An 18,725-nucleotide genomic window follows, 5' to 3' on the forward strand; every position below is an offset into this window, starting at 1 on the left:
GCACTGGCGAGGCGCGCTCGGCGAATACCGGGTCGGTAATAAAGAAGCGCCCACGCAGCTTGAGCAATACTGTGGAATGGCCCAGGCGCCACAGGCTGCGGTCGGGCGCATCGAGCACCTGCTGGCGGGTCATGGGCTGGAGGCTGACCGGTGTGGCCGGCCGGGTTTCCGGCGGTTTGCGCAGGAACAGGTATTTGAGCCCGATGCGCAGCTTCTTCAATACGCCATCCTGTGGCAACGACGCCTGGTTGTGAAAACGCCCTTCCCGCTGTGGCGCCGGCTCGCCGGCGGGGTTGGCCAAAGGGACCATCAGCAACACTCCGAGCAACAGGAAAGCCTTCATGCTACCCCACAGTGATCGGATCAACCATGAATTGGCTTGTAAGGTCATTTTTCGTCGATGAAACACTGTTCAACAATATTCATGCGAGTTATGCGATAAACGGTGCTTCAGCAGAAGAACGATGATCAAGATGGATAAACGCAGCGGCAAAGGACTTTCATTCGCCAAACGCATCTACCTGCCGCGGGTCATCGGCCTGGGAATCGGCCTGTTCAGTGTCATGGCCGCCATGGCGCCGCTGTCACCGCCCATCTGGGCATGGCTGCTGGTGCTGTTCAACGGCCTGTTGTGGCCACATGTGGCCTACCTGTGGGCAGCCCGTTCGGCCACGCCCTACCAGGCAGAACAGCGCAACCTGGTTCTGGACTCCCTGATGGGTGGGTTCTGGACCGCCGCCATGCATTTCAATCCATTGCCCAGTGTGACCGTGCTTTCGATGATGACCATGAACAACGTCGCCGCCGGCGGCAAACGCATGGTCGTTCGCGGGATGCTGGCCCAGTTGGCCGGCATGCTCATCGCCACATTGTTGCTGGGCCCCGGCCTGCAACTGAATGCCACACCCCTGCAGGTCTATGCCTGCCTGCCGATGCTGACGCTCTATCCACTGGCGCTAGGCTGGGTCTGCTACCAGCTGGCGATCAAGCTGGCCGACCACAAGCGCCGACTGAGCACCCTGAGCCTCACCGACAGCCTGACCGGCCTGCTCAACCACGGTGCCTGGAAAGACCTGCTGCTGCTGAAGTTCCAGGCCTGCCAGCAGCAAAAGGGGCACGCGGTGATTGCCCTGATCGACATCGACCACTTCAAGACCATCAACGACACGTTCGGTCACGTTGTCGGCGACTGTGTGCTGCGCCAACTCGGCGCCGAGCTGCGGCACAACCTACGCGAAGGCGACCAGGCCGGGCGCTACGGCGGTGACGAATTCTGCGTAATCTTGCCGGATACCAGCGAAGCCGAAGCGTGCCTGGCCATGGAGCGCCTGCGCGAGCGGGTCGCCAGCTACCGCAACCCGCAGTTGCCGCACCTGCGCATCAGCCTGAGCATCGGCCTTTCGGCATTCGAGGCCGACCTGGAGTCACCCGAGCACTGGCTCGAACAGGCGGACAAGGCGCTGTATACCGCCAAGCATGCCGGGCGCGACCAGGTCAATTTTGCCCGCAGCGACGCTGCAACGCTCAGGCTGGCCTATCCTGATTGAACCTCCTTCCTGACTAACTGGCGGGAGGCTGCCTGAAGGAGCCGCTCGCGCATGGCCAGGACCGCCAACCCTCCACCCGCCAGCCCCACCCCGCGCTTCCAGGTGCGTCGCTTGATTGCCGGCTTCAGCGCAGTTTTCGGCCTGGCTTGCCTGGTCATCGTCGGCGCCCTGTTCAATATCGCGGGTACTCTTGACCATCAGGAGCGCCAGCGCAGCGCCTCGCAGGCATCCAAGGCGCTGGAGCAACGGTTGCTCGCATCGCGCCAATTCCTGTCCAGCTACGCCGTATGGGATGCTGCCTTCGAACACCTGGCGGGGCAGGCCGACTGGAAATGGGCCTACGAAGAAAAGAACGTGGGCGAGTCGCTGTACAGCGCCAGCGGCTATGAGGGAGTGTTCGTGGTGGAGGACGCACGCACCACCTACGCCTTGTTCAGAGGCCAGCCTACCCAGGCGGCGGCCAATACCTATATCGATGCAGCGCTGCAGCCAATCATCGACCAGGCCCGGGCGGCGGCCATCCCACGTGAACAGATCACCCGTTTCGTCCTGTTCAACGGTTGGCCGGCCGTGCTCAGTGCTGCGGCGGTGCGCCCGGACCGGGATGTTACCGAGAGCGAGGTCAGCCAGGCGCCGGTAATGCTGTTTGTCGACCAGCTCACCGAGGACAAGCTGGCGCAACTGAGCAGCGGTGCCGGCCTGACCGGCATGCACGTGGAGAAAGATGATGTGGGCGAGCACGGCCACCTGCGCATCGACCTCGGCGATACCGGCTACCACCTGTCCTGGAGCAGCCCGCTGCCAGGGCACCAGTTGCTGCGTGCTGTGTTGCCCCCGCTGTCGGGAGCCTTGCTGATACTTGGCCTGGTCATGCTCTACCTGTTCCGTCATGCCTTGCGCAGTTCGCGCGCGATCGACCTCACGCTCGCCGATCTGCAGCAGAGCAACCAGGCCCTGGAGGCCAGCGAGCAGCGTTTTCGCGCGGTGGCCGAGTCGGCATCCGACTGGATCTGGGAAACTGATCGGCAGCAACGCCTCACCTATCTGTCACAACGTTTTGTCAACGTTACCGGTTACCCGGTGGACGACTGGCTCGGCCACCCGCTCAATCAGTTACTGGCCTGCGATACCACGCCGCTCTCGCCGTGGCTGGATGCCCTGGCCGCGGCCGACCCGCAACAACTGGCCAACCTGCGCTGCACCTACCGCGACCAGAATGGCCAGAACCGCTACTGCCGGATTTCGGCCCGCGCCATCTGGTACGACGACAAGCCCGTCGGTTTCCGTGGCACCGCCAGTGACATCACCGACGAAGTCGATGCCCATGCACGCATCCAGCACCTGTCGCTGCACGACCCGCTGACCGGCCTGGCCAACCGCAACAAGCTAGCCCGCCACCTGGAACAGGCGCTGTTACGTGGGAGCGACTCGCCACCACTGACCTTGCTGCTGCTGGACCTGGACAACTTCAAGCCGATCAACGACTCTCTCGGCCATGCCGCCGGTGACGCGGTGCTGCAGGAGGTAGCGAACCGCCTGCGCGACACTACCCGCGACGGCGACCTGGTCGCGCGTTTGGGCGGCGACGAGTTCCTCCTGGTGCTCGGCGGCATGGACAACCGCAGCGAGATCGACCGTTTCTGTGCGCGCCTGATCAGCCTGCTGCAACAACCGATCATCTTCGATAACCAGCCCCTGCACGTTGGCGCCAGCATCGGAGTCGCCCAGACCCGTACCCAGGGCTTCGATGCCGGCGAGCTGATCCGCTGCGCCGATATCGCCCTGTACCAGGCCAAGGCCGACGGCAAGAGCACCTGGCGCTATTTCGCTGCCGAAATGAACCAGCAGATCCAGTACCGCCGCCAACTGGAGAACGACATGCGGCGAGCCCTGCGCAACCAGGAATTCGAGCTGCACTACCAGCCGCGCTACCGCCTCAGCGACCTGCGCATCGTCGCAGTCGAGGCCTTGCTGCGCTGGCAGCATCCGCAGGAAGGGTTGCTGGGGCCGGACACCTTCATCCCCTTGGCCGAACAGAGTGACATCATTGTCGCGCTGGGCCGCTGGGTGTTGCGCGAAGCCTGCCGCACTGCCCATGACTGGCCCGCCGATGTTCTGGTGTCTGTGAACCTGTCACCTGCGCAGTTCCAGCGCAGCGATGTGGTGGCGGATGTACGCGAGATCCTGCTGGAAACCGCTTTCCCCGCACAGCGCCTGGAGCTGGAAATTACCGAGAACGTGATGCTCAATGACATCGAAGGCGCACTGGGCACAATGCTGTCGCTCAAGGAGCTCGGCGTTCGCCTGAACATGGACGACTTCGGCACCGGCTACTCGTCGCTGGGCTACTTGCGCACCTACCCGTTCGACAGCATCAAGATCGACAAACGCTTTATCGGCGGGCTGAACAACACCGCTGGCAGCGACCGCGCCGTGGTCCAGGCCATCATCAACCTGGGCGAAGCGATGGGGCTGACGGTGACGGCCGAAGGAGTGGAAAGCGAGCAGCAGCTCAGGGCACTGCAGAAGGACCGTTGCCATGAAGTGCAAGGCTATTACCTGAGCAGGCCTCTGAACAGTGCGGGGCTCGAGGCGTTGTTGCAGCAGGCATCCCAGCGCTCGGCGCCCTACCTGTAGCGTAAGTTTGAAAGCTTGCGCAGCCCGCTCCTACAGGGATTTTCAGCACAGCTGCCGCAAGCTGCGCTCAGCCACGATTTCCGGCAGGTCGCGCCGGCGCAGGTAGGTGCGCAGCGGTTCACCGATGTTCAAACGGTCATCCACATGCTGCTCCAGCAACAGCGCCAGCCGTTCGCGGCAAAGAGCCATGCGCTGCCCTTGCTCGGGCCGCCAGACAAACTCGCTGCAGGGCGTGATGCTGGCATCGGCCACGTCCATGCCGAAAGAGTCTTCGGAAAAACGCACGATATGCACGCCGCGCTTGCCATGAAAACCGACAAAGCCCTTGAGCTGGTCGGCAGCGTTGCAGATGTCCTGTGAAGTGATGGCCATGACGTAACCTCGCAATGAAATCGGAAGATACGCACGCCAGGCGGGAAAGGGTTGCCTCTGCCGGGCAACTCGTGACTGGCAGCCTAACGCAAGCCATCACACAGGCGCCACGGTTTTCATCGATCAGCGACCACCGTCAACCTGTGAATGCAGCACCTCGCCCAACCATTGCATGAAGGCCTGCACCCGGCGTGGCACGTGCCGTTGCCGGGCATAAAGCAGTGATACGGGCATGGCCGGCGCCTGCCAGCCTTCCAGTACCGAAACCAGCTCACCGCGCTGCAGGTGCTCGGCCACGCCCACCGCCGGTACCTGGATCAGCCCCAGCCCGGCCAGGCAGGCCGCCGAGTAGGCCTCGGCATTGTTCACTGTGACCACGCCGGCCATGGCCTGGAAATGCAGTTCACCGTCCTGCAGAAATTCGAAACCGGCACTACGCCCCCCCAGAGTGCGCACGTAATGCACCAAGTGATGCTCGGCCAGGTCCTGCAGCGTGCGCGGCACGCCGTAGCGTGCAAGGTAGGCAGGGCTGGCACAGTTGCGCATGCTCAGTTGGCCGACCGGGCGCGCCACCACATCCAGGTCATGCAGGGCACCAATGCGCATCACGCAATCGAAGCCTTCACGCAGCAGGTCGACCTGGCGGTCGGTACAACTGAGCTCCACCTCCAGGCGCGGGAAGCGCTGCAGAAACTGCGGCAACGCCGGGATGATGACCCGCCGGGCCATCATTGTCGGCAGATCGACGCGCAGGCGCCCGGCCAGCTCGGCATCGTCGGCGCGGAACAAGCCCTCGATTTCGTCCATGCCCGACAGCAGGTCCTTGCTGCGCTCGTACAGCAAGGCGCCATCCTGGGTCGCCTGTACCCGGCGGGTGGTGCGGTTGAACAGCTGCGTACCCAGCAAACGCTCGAGCGCCCTGACCTGCTCCGACACAGTCGAACGGGGCAGCCCCAAGCTCTCGGCAGCCAGGGTGAAACTGCTGACCTCGCAGACACGAACAAAGGTGCGCAACAACTCCAGCTTGTTCAATTCAGCCCTCGTCTATCCGGTTTTACCGAACAGTATTTCCATATTCGCTGGATTTAACAGCACCACACCGACCAATAACCTGTGCTCATCAGCCCACCATGAGGTTTTCACCATGACCCGCAAGATTGCCCTGATCACTGGCGCCAGCCGCGGCCTGGGCCGCAACACCGCAGAACACCTGGCCGCACGCGGCATCGATGTCATCGGCACTTACCACAGCAAGGCGGAGGAAGCCCATGCCGTCGCCGCCCGGCTGGAGCAGGCCGGGGTCAAGGCCATCATGCTGCAACTGGACGTCAGCGACAGCGCCAGCTTTGCCGGCTTCGCCGAATGCCTCGGCGCAACCCTGCAGCAACACTTTGGCCACGAGCGCTTCGACTTTCTGGTGAACAATGCCGGGATCGGATTGAACGTGCCATACACCGAAACCAGCGAGGCACAGTTCGACCAGTTGCTGAAAATCCAGCTGAAAGGTCCGTTCTTCCTTACCCAGCGCCTGCTGCCGTTGCTGGTCGACAATGGCCGCATCGTCAACATTTCCACTGGCCTGGCGCGCTTTGCGCTACCGGGGTATGCCGCCTATGCCGCGATGAAGGGGGCGATGGAGGTGCTGACCCGCTATCAGGCCAAGGAACTGGGAGCACGTGGGATCCGTGTGAACATTCTGGCGCCGGGGGCGATCGAGACCGATTTTGGCGGCGGCGTGGTGCGGGATAACCGACAGGTTAATGAATACATTGCCGGCAACACGGCGCTGGGGCGGGTGGGCTTGCCGGATGATATCGGGGCAGCGATTGCGCTGTTGCTGGAAGATGGCAACGGCTGGATCAACGGGCAACGGCTGGAGGTTTCGGGCGGGATGTTCCTCTGAAATCGAGGATCTGGGGCTGCTTAGCAGCCCCTTTGGCCCTCACGGCCGACTCTGCTCCTCATGCACCTGCACACTGGCCGTCATTCCCGCACTCAGGGTCACCCCCTCCGGCACCTGGTCCAGGCGAATCCTTACCGGTATCCGCTGCGCCAATCGCACCCAGTTGAAGGTCGGCTCGACCTCCGGCAGCAACTGGCTGTCGGGGTTGCTGTTGCGGTCGGTGATACCACGGCTGATGCTTTCCACATGCCCTTGCATCGGTTCGCCCGCGCCCATCAGCCAGACCTTCACCGCATCCCCCACACGAATGCGTGGCAGCTTGGTTTCCTCGAAATAGGCCTGGATATAGAAGGTTGAATCGTCCACCAGGGCCATCACCGCCTCCCCGGTGTTCACATAGTTGCCCTCGGCCAGGCGCAGGTTGGTGATATGCCCGCTGCGCGGCGCCCGCACTTCACTGCGCGCCAGGTTGATTTTGGCGACCTGCAATTGTGCCTCGGCCTCATGCAGCTCACCGCGGGCGATGGCCGCATTGATCTGGGCGTTTTCCCGCAATTCGGCACTGATCGCCTCCGGCCCAAGTGCGGTACGCCGGGCCGCTTCACGCTCGCGCAGGCGCAGTTGCTGGCTGCGGGTTTCGGTCACCGCGCTGGCTTGGTCGAAAGCAGCCTGGAAGCGTTCGCGGTCGATGCTCATCAGCAGGTCGCCGGCCTTGACCTGCTGATTGTCACGGGCCTTCAGCTCGCGCACCCAGCCGGACACATCGGGGGCGATCACCACCACATCGGCGCGCACACGGGCATCGCGGGTCCAGGGGGTGAGCATGTAGTACTGCCACAGCTGATAGCCGGCGAAGACGGCAAGGGCCACCACACACAAGGTGACCAGGGTACGTACGGCCGCACGCATCGAAACACTCCTTTATAAAGCTCCCAGCAGTCGCACTACCAGGAACAACACACAAACGAACAACGCCGCATCGAACAGCGCTTCATGCCAGATCCAGCGCCCCAACGGCGTGGCCTGCACCACCAGACGCAACACGCCGGTAAGCACCAGCGCCATCAACACATAAACCAGGAAAGGGCTGAACAGCACGCCGCCCAATTCCCACTCACGCAACCCCATGGGATTCCTCCTGCCAACGGCACCACTTGCCCCAGCTTTTTTGCAGTTGCAGCACCGCCCCTTCGGCCAACCGCAGCGGATCGCTGGAGGGTAGACGGCGCAAGGCGCCAATGAACTGTTCGCTTGCGGCATCCAGGCTCTGCCCACACCCTGGCGCCGGCCCTTTGGCCAGCACTGCCTCTACCTGCTGCAGGTATTCGCGCTCGGCCCGTCCCAACGGGGCCTGGGCGACCGCCAGGCACATGCGCAAATGCACCAGTTCGTCGCCGATATCCAGGCCGTGCAGGCCGTCGTCCCAGCGCTTGCGTTCGCTCTCGGGCAGGTCGCCGGCATGCCGCGCCAGTTGCATCAGGCGGTCGGCCATGCGCCCGCCAAACCAACTGTCGGCCCCGCGCAGGTCGCGCCGGGTCAGGCGCACCAGGTCATTCTGGGTCGCCGCGCGCAGGCGCTGGCCCAGCCAGGCCGGGTGGCGAAACACCAACAAGCGGAAGGCCATCACCGCCGCCGACACACCCACCAGCATGGCCAAGGCACTGTTGAGCATGGTGGCCACGCCGAACTGCATGGCGTTGAGCGGCGACACCAGCACGATGAAATGCAGGCAATAAGAAGTAGCCGTGGCCCCGGTCCGCGGGTGAGCCATGCCCAGCGCACCAAGAAACAGCGGCACCCCCATGCCCAGGCAGAGCATGGCGAAGCTGCTCCATTGCGGCAGCAGAATTTGCCCGACCAGAAACGCCGCCGGTATTGCCAGGAGGATCCCTCGTAAAAAGCTCAGGCCGATCTGCGCGCCATTCTCGCGGCTGGCGAACAGGCTGCAGACCACACAGGTCAGCACCAGGCCACCCGGTGCCGAAGGCCAGGCGGTGGCCAGCCAGAAACCACTCATCACCAGAAAGGCCAGCGCACTGCGTGAGCCGAACAGCAAGGCCAGCGACCAGTCGCGGTGCGCGGCCAGGCCCTGAGACACATCCTTGGGCGCCCTGCCCGCCTCCACATCCTCCAGCGCCTGGCTGGCAGCCATGGCGTAATCCAGCAGCAGTGCCATGCGTGCCAGGCAAAAGTGCTCCGCCGGGCTGATCTGATCATCGTGGGCAGCATCCCAGATACGCTGGCGCAGAAGCAAAAGGCTCGGCTGATCGGGCTTGCCCAACAGTGCGCGCACCTCCTCCAGCCAGGGCGCCAGGCGTTCGGCCTCGCCCTCATCAAGTTGCCGCCACTGGCGGCGCACCGAACGGGAAATGCGCAGCAGCACCATCAGTTTCTGGCTCAGGCCGCGAATGGCACGAGCGCGTTGGCGCCCGCGATTGCCTTCGAACCAGGCGTGTTCGCGTTGGCTGTCGATGGCAACGATACGCCCCAGGCTCTCCAGCAGGCCTTTGCGCGCCTCGTCTTCACCGCCCAGCATGGCACTGGCGGCCTGCAGGCCGTTCTGCCAGGCCTGACGGGCCTGCCCGCCCAGTTGCTGCTCTACCCGCATGGGCCAGAGCAAGGCGCTGCTGGCGGTGGCACAGAAGATACCCAGGCAGATCTCGGTGCAGCGCGCCACGGCCTGGTCGAACACCTGCAATGGGTGATCGATGGCCGGCAGGGCAATGATCGCCGCCGTGTAGCCTGCCAACACGAAGGCATAGGCCCAGGCGCTGCGCAACTGTGTGGAGGCGGCGGTACACAGGGCCAGCCACAGGGCCAAGGTGAGCAGGAACAGACCGGGGGTCTGGGCAAACAGACCGATGAACAGCACCGACATAAATGTGCCGACCAGGGTGCCGGCCAGCCGCGCCAGGCCCTTCTGCACCACCATGCCTGACAACGGCTGGGCGACGATGAAAGCGGTCATCAGGGCCCAGGACGGTTGCTCCAGGCCCCAGCGCATCGCCAGCCACAGGGCCAGGCCGCCACCGAGCAGGGTCTTGATGGCGAACTTGAGGGCGAGGCTGCTGGGAGCGAACAGGGCCTGGAAGGTGATGGGCACGAGACGGACCTTGAGGGGATGGTCTTGTAGAAAGATAGACAATGGTGGGAAGGATAAAGCGGAAACGATTAATTAGCTAGCTAATCATCTTTATAAGAGGTGCAGATGGTCCTGTCCCGGCCCTTTCGCAGCACAAGGCTGCTCCTACAGAAACTGTGTAGGAGCAGCCTTGTGCTGCGAAAGGGCCGGGACAGGCGACACAAAAATTGCAGGCAAAAAAATGGGCGACCGAAGTCGCCCTAAATGCCTTGCGTGCTCGTGTACCCGGAAGGTCAGCGCGGTTTGCGCTTGTTCGAGTCCTTCCAGATGAAAATGCCCAGACCGGCAAAGAATGCGACCATCAACCCGACCGTTACCACTCCGGCGATAACCACGTTGTCGAAGAACATGCTGGCCTCCCCATTCGTTTGCCGTTGTCCGATGGGTGCAAGTTAACCAATGTGGAGGCGGGGAAAATTGATCGGTGTCAATGGTGCCCGGGGCCGGGCACGCGAGGCGAGTGCAGGGTTGACCTGCGTCAAGTTTCAGCGCTTCTTCGGCTTGCCCTTGGGCTTCTTTTTCTTGGCACTGTTCAACGGCAGGGCCTGCTCGAACGCATTGCGCATTTCGTTCAGGCGCTTTTCCTTGAGGTCGTGGACGCGCTTGGCGCGTTCGGCATCGAAATCGATGAGGTTGTCTTGGCTCATGGGTGGGCTCGACGATCAACTGAGACTTGCATGATGAAGCCAGGCGCTGGCGCTGACCAGCCCCATGTCAGACTTCGATGTCCACCAGCAGCCCCTGGCGTACATGCTCGCCCATCAACGGCGCCACCGGCACGGTATTGTCGGCGTTGACCTCGTCACCCGGCATTGCACTGTAGCGTTCGTCCTCGCCCTTCTGCCGACGTTGCTGCTGGCGGCGCTGCTCGTCGCGCAGCAGCAGCGCCTGCTCCTGCGGGTCACGCTGCTGCTTGAGGTCGATGGCACTTTCACCGGATGCAGGCTGGGTCGGCACCACCGGCTTGATGTCGGGTGTCGGCTTGACCGGGTCCTGTTGCGAGGTCACCGGGGCGGCACTGAGCGGAATGATCGGTGGCAGCATGGACGTTCTCCTATGCCCCCTGTATCGGCAGGCGCGGGTTTACCTTGATGGCATGCACAACACTTATTCGGCTTCGTCGTCAGGGTTGTCGTCGCTTGGCGGGCTGGCCTCACTCCAGGGCCGCTTATACACCTGCTGCCAGACCGCGTCCATGTGCTCGCGCAGCACCTGCGGCGCGCCCTTGAGCGAGGCGCTGTCCTCACGCTCACCGCCGATCGGCTCTTCACCTGCCGGGGTGATCAGCGACTGGCCGGTGATGCTGTAGCTGGCCTGCCCTTCGCGCATCTCGATGGCGATGTCGTGCGGGTCGATGCCACCGCCACAGAATGCGTGGCTGGCAACCGTCACCTCGGCGACGCCGTCCTTGTTCAGGTCGCCGACATCGCTGACGTCGTTATAGAAGTCCACATCCAGGTCCAGGCCCGGGCAGGTGGTTTCCTGTTCGATCTGCCAGCGCGCCTTGAAAGCGTCATTTTCGGCCTTGCGCCCGTACAGCGTGGCCTTGAGTACAACCTTGTCAACTTCCTGCTCGCTTTCCGGGTCGCTGGCCTGGCCATCGCTGCGGCTCAACACCAGCAGGCCTTCACCGTCGCGGTCAAGAAAGTGCACGCTCTTGATCGGCGTCTGCACGCCCAGCACCTCGAGCTGCTCGATCGGGATGGCGGGCAAGGTCTCGAAGTTTTTCTGCTCGCAGGCGGCCAGCAGCAACAGGCTGCCCACGGCCATCGAAGCGCTGATCCAGCGGTGCTTGGCAGACATGTTGATCCGGAGCCCTCGTCGGCAGCACGGTGGGGGACGATGAAGCGGCTAGACTGTTGCTACCTATCGCACTTCGGCACCTTTCGATGCGCTCGGCACTTTGGTCTGACCGGCCGATCCGTTAACATAACCGGCTTTTTCATCGCGGGAGTTCAGGCAGTATGGCGCAGCAGTATCAACCGGGGCAACGCTGGATCAGCGACAGCGAAGCCGAGCTCGGCCTGGGTACCATCCTGGCGCAGGATGGCCGCCTGTTGACCGTGCTCTACCCGGCCACTGGCGACACCCGCCAGTATTCCCTGCGCAATGCGCCGCTGACCCGCGTGCGCTTCTCGCCAGGTGACCAGATCACCCACTTCGAAGGCTGGAAGTTGACCGTGCGCGAGGTCGAGGACATCGACGGGCTGATGGTCTACCACGGCCTGGACGGGCAGAACCAGCCGCGCACCCTGCCAGAAACCCAGTTGTCGAACTTCATCCAGTTCCGCCTGGCCAGCGACCGCCTGTTCGCCGGGCAGATCGACCCGCTGTCGTGGTTCAGCCTGCGCTACAACACCCTGCAGCACACCAGCAAGCAGATGCAGTCGGCGCTGTGGGGCCTGGGCGGCTGCCGTGCCCAACCCATCGCCCACCAGTTGCACATCGCCCGCGAAGTCGCCGACCGCAGCGCGCCGCGCGTCTTGCTGGCCGACGAAGTAGGCCTGGGCAAAACCATCGAAGCCGGCCTGGTGATCCACCGCCAGCTGCTGTCTGGCCGCGCCAGCCGCGTACTGATCCTGGTACCGGAAAACCTCCAGCACCAGTGGCTGGTGGAAATGCGCCGCCGCTTCAACCTGCAGGTGGCCTTGTTCGACGCTGAGCGTTTCATCGAAAGCGATGCCAGCAACCCGTTCGAGGATGCCCAGCTGGCGCTGGTGGCCCTGGAGTGGCTGGTAGAAGACGAAAAGGCCCAGGACGCGCTGTTCGCCGCTGGCTGGGACCTGATGGTGGTGGACGAAGCCCACCACCTTGTCTGGCACGAAGACCAGGTAAGCGCCGAATACGGCCTGGTCGAACAGCTGGCCCAGGTGATCCCGGGCGTGCTGCTGCTCACCGCCACCCCCGAGCAGCTCGGCCAGGACAGTCACTTCGCCCGCCTGCGCCTGCTCGACCCCAACCGTTTCCACGACCTGGCCGCCTTCCGCGCCGAGAGCGAGCACTATCGCCCGGTGGCCGAAGCCGTACAGGAACTGCTCGACGAAGGCCGCCTGTCGCCCAAGGCCCACGCCACCATCCAGGGCTTCCTGGGTGCCGAAGGCGAAGCCTTGCTGGCTGCGGTCAGCGACGGCGATACCCAGGCCAGCGCGCGCCTGATCCGTGAGCTGCTCGACCGCCACGGCACCGGCCGCGTGCTATTCCGTAACACCCGCGCGGCGATCCAGGGCTTCCCTGAGCGCCAGCTGCACCCTTACCCACTGGCGACGCCCGAGCAGTACCGCGACCTGCCAGCCGGCGAACATGCCGAGCTGTACCCGGAAGTCGCCTTCCAGGCCCAGGGCGAGGTGGCCGATGACGAGCGCTGGTGGCGTTTCGACCCGCGCGTCGACTGGCTGATCGACACCCTGAAGATGCTCAAGCGTACCAAGGTGCTGGTGATCTGCGCCCATGCCGAAACCGCGATGGACCTGGAGGACGCCCTGCGCGTGCGCTCCGGCATCCCGGCCTCGGTGTTCCATGAGGGCATGAGCATCCTCGAACGCGACCGCGCCGCCGCCTACTTCGCTGACGAAGAGTTCGGCGCGCAGGTGCTGATCTGCTCCGAGATCGGCAGTGAAGGCCGCAACTTCCAGTTTGCCCACCATCTGGTGATGTTCGACCTGCCAGCGCACCCCGACCTGCTCGAACAGCGCATCGGCCGCCTCGACCGTATCGGCCAGAAGCACACCATCCAGCTGCATATCCCGTACCTGCAGGACAGCCCGCAAGAGCGCCTGTTCCAGTGGTACCACGAAGGCCTCAACGCCTTCCTCAACACCTGCCCTACCGGCAACGCCCTGCAACATCAGTTCGGCCCGCGCCTGCTGCCACTGCTTGAAGGTGGCGAAAGCAAGGCCTGGGAAGCCCTGGTGGCCGACGCCCGCAGCGAACGCGAACGCCTGGAAGCCGAACTGCATACCGGCCGTGACCGTCTGCTGGAGCTCAACTCCGGCGGTGCCGGCGAAGGCCAGGCGCTGGTCGAGGACATTCTCGAACAGGACGACCAGTTCGCCCTGCCGATCTACATGGAAACCCTGTTCGACGCCTTCGGCATCGACAGCGAAGACCATTCCGAGAACGCCCTGATCCTCAAGCCGAGCGAAAAGATGCTCGACGCCAGCTTCCCGCTGGGTGACGACGAAGGCGTGACCATCACCTACGACCGTGGCCAGGCGCTGTCGCGCGAGGACATGCAGTTCCTCACCTGGGAACACCCGATGGTACAAGGCGGCATGGACCTGGTGCTGTCCGGCTCGATGGGCAACACCGCCGTGGCGCTGATCAAGAACAAGGCGCTCAAACCCGGGACCGTGCTGCTTGAAATGCTGTTCGTCAGCGAGGTGGTGGCACCGCGCAGCCTGCAACTGGGGCGTTACCTGCCACCGGCGGCATTGCGCTGCCTGCTCGATGCCAACGGCAACGACCTGGCGTCCCGCGTGGCCTTCGAAACCCTCAACGACCAGCTGGAAAGCGTGCCACGCGCCAGCGCCAACAAGTTCGTCCAGGCCCAGCGTGACGTGCTGGCCCAGCGCATCGGCAGCGGCGAGGCCAAGGTCATGCCGGCCCACGTCGAGCGCGTGGCCGAGGCCCAGCGCCGCCTGACAGCGGAGGCCGACGAAGAACTGGCCCGTCTGGTCGCCCTGCAAGCGGTCAACCCGAGCGTGCGCGACAGCGAGATCGAAGCGCTGCGCAAGCAGCGTGAAGAGGGCCTGGCGATGCTGGAAAAGGCCGCCTTGCGCCTGGAAGCCATTCGCGTGCTGGTGGCTGGCTAGTCTTTCCCCGCACCCGTGTAGGAGCGGCCTTGTGTCGCGATGGGCTGCGCAGCAGCCCCAGCATTTTTGCGGTAGTGCAGAAATCTGGGGCTGCTGCGCAGCCCATCGCGACACAAGGCCGCTCCTACAAATGCGAGCCAATATTCTTGGCGGCGATTGATTCCATAACCAAATCGTAGGAATCAATGTGCCATTAGTCAGGAAGGCTTAAACACCTCTTCCTATACTGCCTCTGGACAGTCTGCACAGGGTTCAGCGCAGACGAGTGAAAACTCGATCATGAGGCATTCCATGGAATGGCTGGGGCTGCAACTGTTCGCCGACCTGCCGGCAACCGGGCGCATCGTCATCGATTGCCGGCATGAACCGTTCCTGGTTCTGCTTGCCTACCTCGTCGCCTGTGCGGCCTGCTTCGCCACGCTGGACATGGCCGAGCGACAATCCCACAGCGAAGACCCCACCGCCCACCGACAATGGAACATGCTCGGTGCCTGCTGCCTGGCAGGTGGCATCTGGGCCATGCATTTCATCAGCATGCTGGCCTTCCGGGCACCAGTGGAAGTGCACTACGACGCGTCCCTGACCATCCTTTCGCTGCTCATCGCACTGGCCGTCGCCTGGCTGGCCATGCACAGCCTCGACCGCAGCCAGATGCGCGCAATCCATTACCTGCGAAGTGCGGTACTGATCGGCCTGGGCATCATCCTGATGCACTTCGTAGGCATGGCCGCCCTGGAAACCGGTGCCCGCCAGTACTACCAGACCGGCCTGCTGCTGGCCTCGGCCACCATTGCCCTGCTCACCAGCCTGACCGCGCTATACCTGGCCCGCTACTTCCGGCAGGGCAGCGGTACCTTGCACCAGGCCATGAAGTACGGCGCCAGCCTGCTGATGGCTGGTGGTATCGTTGCCACCCACTTTACCGCGATGTCGGCCATGACCCTGGTCATCCCGGCCGACACCGCCCTGCGCCTGCCCTCTGGCGACAACAGCCTGCAACTGGCACTGGGCATCGGCTTCATCACCATGCTGATCAGTGCTGCCAGCATCAGTACCGCACTGGCCGACAAGAAGCTGCAAAGCAAGGAGCACGACCTGCGCCGGGTCAGCGTGCTGCTCAGCCAACTGGACCAGGCCCGCGCTTCGCTGCAGCAGGCCGCGCACTACGACGCCCTGACCAACCTGGTCAACCGCCGCGGTTTCAACCAGGTGTTCGCCGAACGCCTGGCCGAGCACCAGGCCACGCAAAGCCACCTGGCGGTGATGTTCCTCGACATCGACCATTTCAAGCGCATAAACGACAGCCTCGGTCACGACGCCGGCGACGAACTGCTCAAAGTGATCGCCGGACACATCAAGGCCGCCACCCGAAACCGCGACCTGGTCGCACGCCTGGGCGGCGACGAGTTCTGCGTGGTCACCAGCCTCACAAACCGCGACGAAGCCCGCCACCTGGCCCAGCGCATCATGCAGAGGATGAAAGAGCCCATAAACCTGGGCGGCCGGCGCATGGTCATGACCACCAGCATCGGCATCAGCATCTTCCCCGACGACGGCACCACCGCCGAAGAGCTGCTCAAGCATGCAGACCTTGCCCTGTACCAGTCCAAGGGTAACGGGCGCAACAGCCTGAACTTCTTCAACGACAGCCTGAAGACCCAGGCCTCGATTGCTCTGCAACTGGAAGAGGAACTGCGGGTGGCGCTGCTCGAGGAACATGGGCTATGCGTGCACTACCAGCCGATCTTCGACCTGCGCAGCAGGCAAGTGGCCAAACTTGAGGCCCTGGTGCGCTGGCAACACCCGCAACACGGCCTGCTCGGGCCCGATCGTTTTGTCGCCATCGCCGAGGCCAACGGGCTGATCATCGACCTCGATCTGTGGGTGCTGCGCCACGCCTGCGCCGACCTGGCCTATCTGCAGCGCCACGGTCATGGAAACCTCAAGGTCACGGTCAATTGTTCGGCCGTCACCCTCAGTCACGACGAACTGCCCAACGAAGTGGAAAAGGCGCTGTTCCACGCCGGGCTCGCACCCCGACAGCTGGAACTGGAAGTGACCGAGAACGCCTTGATGGGTGACATCCAGCGCACGGTAAACCTGCTCACGCGCATACGCGCCCTGGGCGTGGCGCTGTCGATCGATGACTTCGGCACCGGCTACTCGTCGCTGGCCTACCTCAAGCGCCTGCCGCTGGACGTGCTTAAGGTCGACCGCAGCTTCCTGCAGGATGTGCCGGGCAGCCAGAAGGATCGCGAAATTGTCCAGGCGATCATCGTCATGGCGCATACCCTGCATCTGCAGGTGGTCAGCGAGGGCGTGGAAACCGCCGAACAGCTGGCGTTTCTCCAAGCCCACGGCTGCGACTACCTGCAGGGCTACCTGCTGGGCCGCCCGGAGCCGCTTGCCGAACTACGCTCGCTACTGGAGCAGGTTCGGCACAAGGGCGGCGTGTTCAGCCCTTGCTGCGATACAGCTCAACCAGGGTCGCCGGATCCTTTTGCAGGTACCCCTGGCTTGCGTGCAGGCGCATCAATTGTGCGGCAAGGCCACTGAGCGGCGTCGCCGAGCCTTGCTCGCGGGAGAATTTGACCGCGCCATCGAGGTCCTTGAGCAGCGTGCGCACATGCCACTTGATCGGCTCGAAGCGGCTCTCGGCCATTTGCGGAGCGAGGATCTGCAACGGTCTGGAGTCGGCAAAACCGCCCGCCAGCGCTTCGGCGATCAGCGTCGCGTCGACACCGGACTGTTCAGCCAAGGCAACCACTTCGGCGATTACCAGAGCATTGCAGGCCACGATCATCTGGTTGCAGGCCTTGGTCACCTGGCCTGCGCCCACCGCGCCCATATGCGTCACGCGCTGGCCAAGTACCTGCAGTACCGGGCGCGCACGCGCCAGGTCGGCTGCCTCGCCACCGACCATGATCGCCAGGGTGCCGGCTTCGGCCCCGGGGGTGCCCCCGGACACTGGCGCGTCCAGCCAGGCCATGCCGCACAGCGCTGCCAGTTCGGCGGCCATTTCACGAGTGGCGGTTGGCTCCAGGCTGGAGAAATCGACCAGTAACTGGCCGCTGCGTCCGCCCTGGGCAATGCCTTGCTCGCCGAACACCACCTCGCGGACCACGGCCGTGTCGGCCAGGCACAGCAGCACCATGTCGCTGTCGCGGCACAGTTCGGCAGGGCTGCTGGCCAGGCGCGCGCCAGCCGCGACCAGTGCAGTGCACTTGTCCGGGCTGCGGTTCCATACCGTCAGCGGGTAACCCGCTGCCAGCAGGCGCCGACACATGGGCAGGCCCATCAGGCCGATGCCGGCGAATCCAAGCGAAGGTAGTGCAGTGCTCATCAATGACTCCTGACTGGTTCGAACTTTACCCATGCGGGCCAGGAACCTGTAGGAGCGGCCTTGTGTCGCGATGGGCTGCGCAGCAGCCCCAGATCTCCGCATCGATGCAAAAAATGCCGGGGCTGCTGCGCAGCCCATCGCGACACAAGGCCGCTCCTACAGGTTTCGCGTTGCCTGGCAGAACGGTGGGGCATTACGCATCCCGTAAACTGTTACCGCCACGCCGAATTGTTACTTCCCTCCACCCGCCTTGAGCGCCTTCAAGCACCAAAACGGGGCTGCTGCGCATTTTTGCGCACCAAAAGCGATCATGCCTCTGTCGGGCGCTTTGCCTGAATCACGATGAACGGCGAAACCACCACCGCCCAGATCTCTGGATCGCGGCTTTGCAGGTCCAGGGCCTGCTCGGCGGTTACCGGACCAACAGTGCCATCACTACGCCACTTGGCGAAGATCTCGCTGCGATTCTCGGCCATCGCCTCGGCAACGGCAATCAGGTCGAGGCTCGGGTCGACCCAAATCAGGTCACCCTTGGCCCAGAAACGCTCCAGCGCTTTCCACTCGATGATTGCCGTCTCGCCAAGCAATTTGGCATAGAGGGTGCTTGTTTGATCAGTCATGGGTGGTTTCCGCAAAAATCGGCCAATAAAAAAGGTCGGCATTTTTGCAGAAAAACCCGGTTTCAAATATGTAATTTGGTCGATTGATCCCGAACTTGTGGGGCGGGGTCGCAGATGCAGGCAGTTTGATGGCGCCTTTCTGTATCTTTGTGTCGACCATGCGACAACCCAGGAAGCAGGCACTTTTCGACCGCTTTTCAAGCGCTCGAACAGCGCTCTACACTGTACCGGTACAGTTCCGGGACATGTTCCGGGGGAAGGTGGGCTTGCGCGTTGGCATGGCCACGCCGCAAATCCCGCCCGGTCTGTAGCCCTGGCCGCCAGGACTATAAGAATTACAACAGAATGAG

The 18,725-nt window shown here is 63.5% G+C and carries 17 protein-coding genes (1 of these 17 cut by a window edge); 5 read left to right on the top strand and 12 right to left on the bottom strand.

Annotation, left to right across the window (positions count from 1 at the left end; translation table 11 throughout):
• Positions 1-343 carry the beginning of an MBL fold metallo-hydrolase gene (locus GYA95_RS17300; RefSeq protein WP_015271516.1) on the bottom strand. It extends 749 nt beyond the left edge of the window, so only the first 343 of its 1,092 coding nucleotides appear in the window; it begins with the start codon at positions 341-343; its stop codon lies off the left edge, out of view.
• A gap of 130 nt (positions 344-473) precedes the next feature.
• Between GYA95_RS17300 and GYA95_RS17305 the strand changes: the two genes are divergently transcribed.
• Together GYA95_RS17305 and GYA95_RS17310 are read left to right on the top strand one after the other, a co-directional pair.
• Positions 474-1,547, top strand: a complete 1,074-nt coding sequence (locus GYA95_RS17305; protein ID WP_043936262.1) for a diguanylate cyclase — start codon at positions 474-476, stop codon at positions 1,545-1,547.
• Positions 1,548-1,598: 51 nt separating this feature from the next.
• Positions 1,599-4,184, top strand: a complete 2,586-nt coding sequence (locus GYA95_RS17310) for a bifunctional diguanylate cyclase/phosphodiesterase (protein WP_015271518.1) — start codon at positions 1,599-1,601, stop codon at positions 4,182-4,184.
• A gap of 42 nt (positions 4,185-4,226) precedes the next feature.
• On the opposite strand, the gene GYA95_RS17315 is transcribed toward GYA95_RS17310, so the two are convergent.
• Both GYA95_RS17315 and GYA95_RS17320 read right to left on the bottom strand, forming a co-directional pair.
• A complete protein-coding gene (locus GYA95_RS17315) occupies positions 4,227-4,556 on the bottom strand; it encodes a DUF2025 family protein (RefSeq protein ID WP_015271519.1) in 330 nt (109 codons plus the stop codon).
• A 123-nt stretch (positions 4,557-4,679) separates the two neighbouring features.
• Entirely contained in the window at positions 4,680-5,588 is a 909-nt protein-coding gene (locus GYA95_RS17320) for a LysR family transcriptional regulator (RefSeq protein ID WP_015271520.1), read from the bottom strand.
• A 112-nt stretch (positions 5,589-5,700) separates the two neighbouring features.
• On the opposite strand from GYA95_RS17320, the gene GYA95_RS17325 reads away from it, so the two are divergent.
• Positions 5,701-6,459, top strand: a complete 759-nt coding sequence (locus tag GYA95_RS17325; protein WP_015271521.1) for an SDR family NAD(P)-dependent oxidoreductase — start codon at positions 5,701-5,703, stop codon at positions 6,457-6,459.
• A 39-nt stretch (positions 6,460-6,498) separates the two neighbouring features.
• Here GYA95_RS17325 and GYA95_RS17330 read toward each other — a convergent pair whose 3' ends face one another.
• The 7 genes from GYA95_RS17330 to GYA95_RS17350 all read right to left on the bottom strand — a co-directional run bounded on the left by GYA95_RS17330 (position 6,499) and on the right by GYA95_RS17350 (position 11,404).
• Complete coding sequence (locus GYA95_RS17330) at positions 6,499-7,368, bottom strand: efflux RND transporter periplasmic adaptor subunit (protein ID WP_015271522.1); 870 nt, start codon at positions 7,366-7,368, stop codon at positions 6,499-6,501.
• Between the two features lie 12 nt (positions 7,369-7,380).
• Positions 7,381-7,587 (bottom strand): DUF1656 domain-containing protein, encoded by a 207-nt coding sequence (locus GYA95_RS17335; protein ID WP_013973910.1) that lies wholly within the window; start codon positions 7,585-7,587, stop codon positions 7,381-7,383.
• Positions 7,574-9,562, bottom strand: a complete 1,989-nt coding sequence (locus GYA95_RS17340) for an FUSC family protein (RefSeq protein ID WP_054573717.1) — start codon at positions 9,560-9,562, stop codon at positions 7,574-7,576. The genes GYA95_RS17335 and GYA95_RS17340 overlap by 14 nt, the downstream gene beginning before the upstream one ends.
• 272 nt (positions 9,563-9,834) lie before the next feature.
• On the bottom strand, positions 9,835-9,951 hold the full coding sequence (ccoM, locus tag GYA95_RS28215) for a cytochrome c oxidase subunit CcoM (RefSeq protein ID WP_003254862.1): 117 nt from the start codon (positions 9,949-9,951) through the stop codon (positions 9,835-9,837).
• A 135-nt stretch (positions 9,952-10,086) separates the two neighbouring features.
• Positions 10,087-10,248, bottom strand: a complete 162-nt coding sequence (locus GYA95_RS27700) for a hypothetical protein (protein ID WP_003258944.1) — start codon at positions 10,246-10,248, stop codon at positions 10,087-10,089.
• Between the two features lie 67 nt (positions 10,249-10,315).
• The gene (locus tag GYA95_RS17345; RefSeq protein WP_015271524.1) at positions 10,316-10,645 is read right to left on the bottom strand and encodes a hypothetical protein; all 330 of its coding nucleotides are present in this window, start codon (positions 10,643-10,645) and stop codon (positions 10,316-10,318) included.
• Between the two features lie 63 nt (positions 10,646-10,708).
• The gene (locus GYA95_RS17350) at positions 10,709-11,404 is read right to left on the bottom strand and encodes a M949_RS01915 family surface polysaccharide biosynthesis protein (RefSeq protein ID WP_015271525.1); all 696 of its coding nucleotides are present in this window, start codon (positions 11,402-11,404) and stop codon (positions 10,709-10,711) included.
• Positions 11,405-11,565: 161 nt separating this feature from the next.
• On the opposite strand from GYA95_RS17350, the gene rapA reads away from it, so the two are divergent.
• Both rapA and GYA95_RS17360 read left to right on the top strand, forming a co-directional pair.
• Positions 11,566-14,412: an RNA polymerase-associated protein RapA gene (gene rapA, locus GYA95_RS17355; protein ID WP_015271526.1), complete on the top strand. Its 2,847-nt coding sequence runs from the start codon at positions 11,566-11,568 to the stop codon at positions 14,410-14,412.
• Positions 14,413-14,703: 291 nt separating this feature from the next.
• Positions 14,704-16,968, top strand: a complete 2,265-nt coding sequence (locus GYA95_RS17360; RefSeq protein ID WP_102059507.1) for a putative bifunctional diguanylate cyclase/phosphodiesterase — start codon at positions 14,704-14,706, stop codon at positions 16,966-16,968.
• On the opposite strand, the gene GYA95_RS17365 is transcribed toward GYA95_RS17360, so the two are convergent.
• Positions 16,868-17,755 (bottom strand): NAD(P)-dependent oxidoreductase, encoded by an 888-nt coding sequence (locus GYA95_RS17365; RefSeq protein ID WP_015271527.1) that lies wholly within the window; start codon positions 17,753-17,755, stop codon positions 16,868-16,870. The two genes, GYA95_RS17360 and GYA95_RS17365, sit on opposite strands and share 101 nt — an antisense overlap.
• Before the next feature lie 308 nt (positions 17,756-18,063).
• Positions 18,064-18,375 carry a DUF2288 domain-containing protein gene (locus GYA95_RS17370; protein WP_003258939.1) on the bottom strand — a complete coding sequence of 104 codons (312 nt, stop codon included), beginning with the start codon at positions 18,373-18,375 and terminating at the stop codon, positions 18,064-18,066.
• Positions 18,376-18,725: the final 350 nt, after the last annotated feature.

It is taken from the genome of Pseudomonas asiatica, from assembly GCF_009932335.1.
Taxonomy (GTDB): Bacteria; Pseudomonadota; Gammaproteobacteria; order Pseudomonadales; family Pseudomonadaceae; genus Aquipseudomonas; species Aquipseudomonas asiatica.

Coding starts and splice junctions, on each gene's coding strand:
- GYA95_RS17305 (WP_043936262.1), top strand. CDS start 474: ATGGATAAACGCAGCGGCAAAGGACTTTCATTCGCCAAACGCATCTAC.
- GYA95_RS17310 (WP_015271518.1), top strand. CDS start 1,599: ATGGCCAGGACCGCCAACCCTCCACCCGCCAGCCCCACCCCGCGCTTC.
- GYA95_RS17315 (WP_015271519.1), bottom strand. CDS start 4,556: ATGGCCATCACTTCACAGGACATCTGCAACGCTGCCGACCAGCTCAAG.
- GYA95_RS17325 (WP_015271521.1), top strand. CDS start 5,701: ATGACCCGCAAGATTGCCCTGATCACTGGCGCCAGCCGCGGCCTGGGC.
- GYA95_RS17330 (WP_015271522.1), bottom strand. CDS start 7,368: ATGCGTGCGGCCGTACGTACCCTGGTCACCTTGTGTGTGGTGGCCCTT.
- GYA95_RS17335 (WP_013973910.1), bottom strand. CDS start 7,587: ATGGGGTTGCGTGAGTGGGAATTGGGCGGCGTGCTGTTCAGCCCTTTC.
- ccoM (WP_003254862.1), bottom strand. CDS start 9,951: ATGTTCTTCGACAACGTGGTTATCGCCGGAGTGGTAACGGTCGGGTTG.
- GYA95_RS27700 (WP_003258944.1), bottom strand. CDS start 10,248: ATGAGCCAAGACAACCTCATCGATTTCGATGCCGAACGCGCCAAGCGC.
- GYA95_RS17345 (WP_015271524.1), bottom strand. CDS start 10,645: ATGCTGCCACCGATCATTCCGCTCAGTGCCGCCCCGGTGACCTCGCAA.
- GYA95_RS17350 (WP_015271525.1), bottom strand. CDS start 11,404: ATGTCTGCCAAGCACCGCTGGATCAGCGCTTCGATGGCCGTGGGCAGC.
- rapA (WP_015271526.1), top strand. CDS start 11,566: ATGGCGCAGCAGTATCAACCGGGGCAACGCTGGATCAGCGACAGCGAA.
- GYA95_RS17360 (WP_102059507.1), top strand. CDS start 14,704: ATGGAATGGCTGGGGCTGCAACTGTTCGCCGACCTGCCGGCAACCGGG.
- GYA95_RS17365 (WP_015271527.1), bottom strand. CDS start 17,755: ATGAGCACTGCACTACCTTCGCTTGGATTCGCCGGCATCGGCCTGATG.
- GYA95_RS17370 (WP_003258939.1), bottom strand. CDS start 18,375: ATGACTGATCAAACAAGCACCCTCTATGCCAAATTGCTTGGCGAGACG.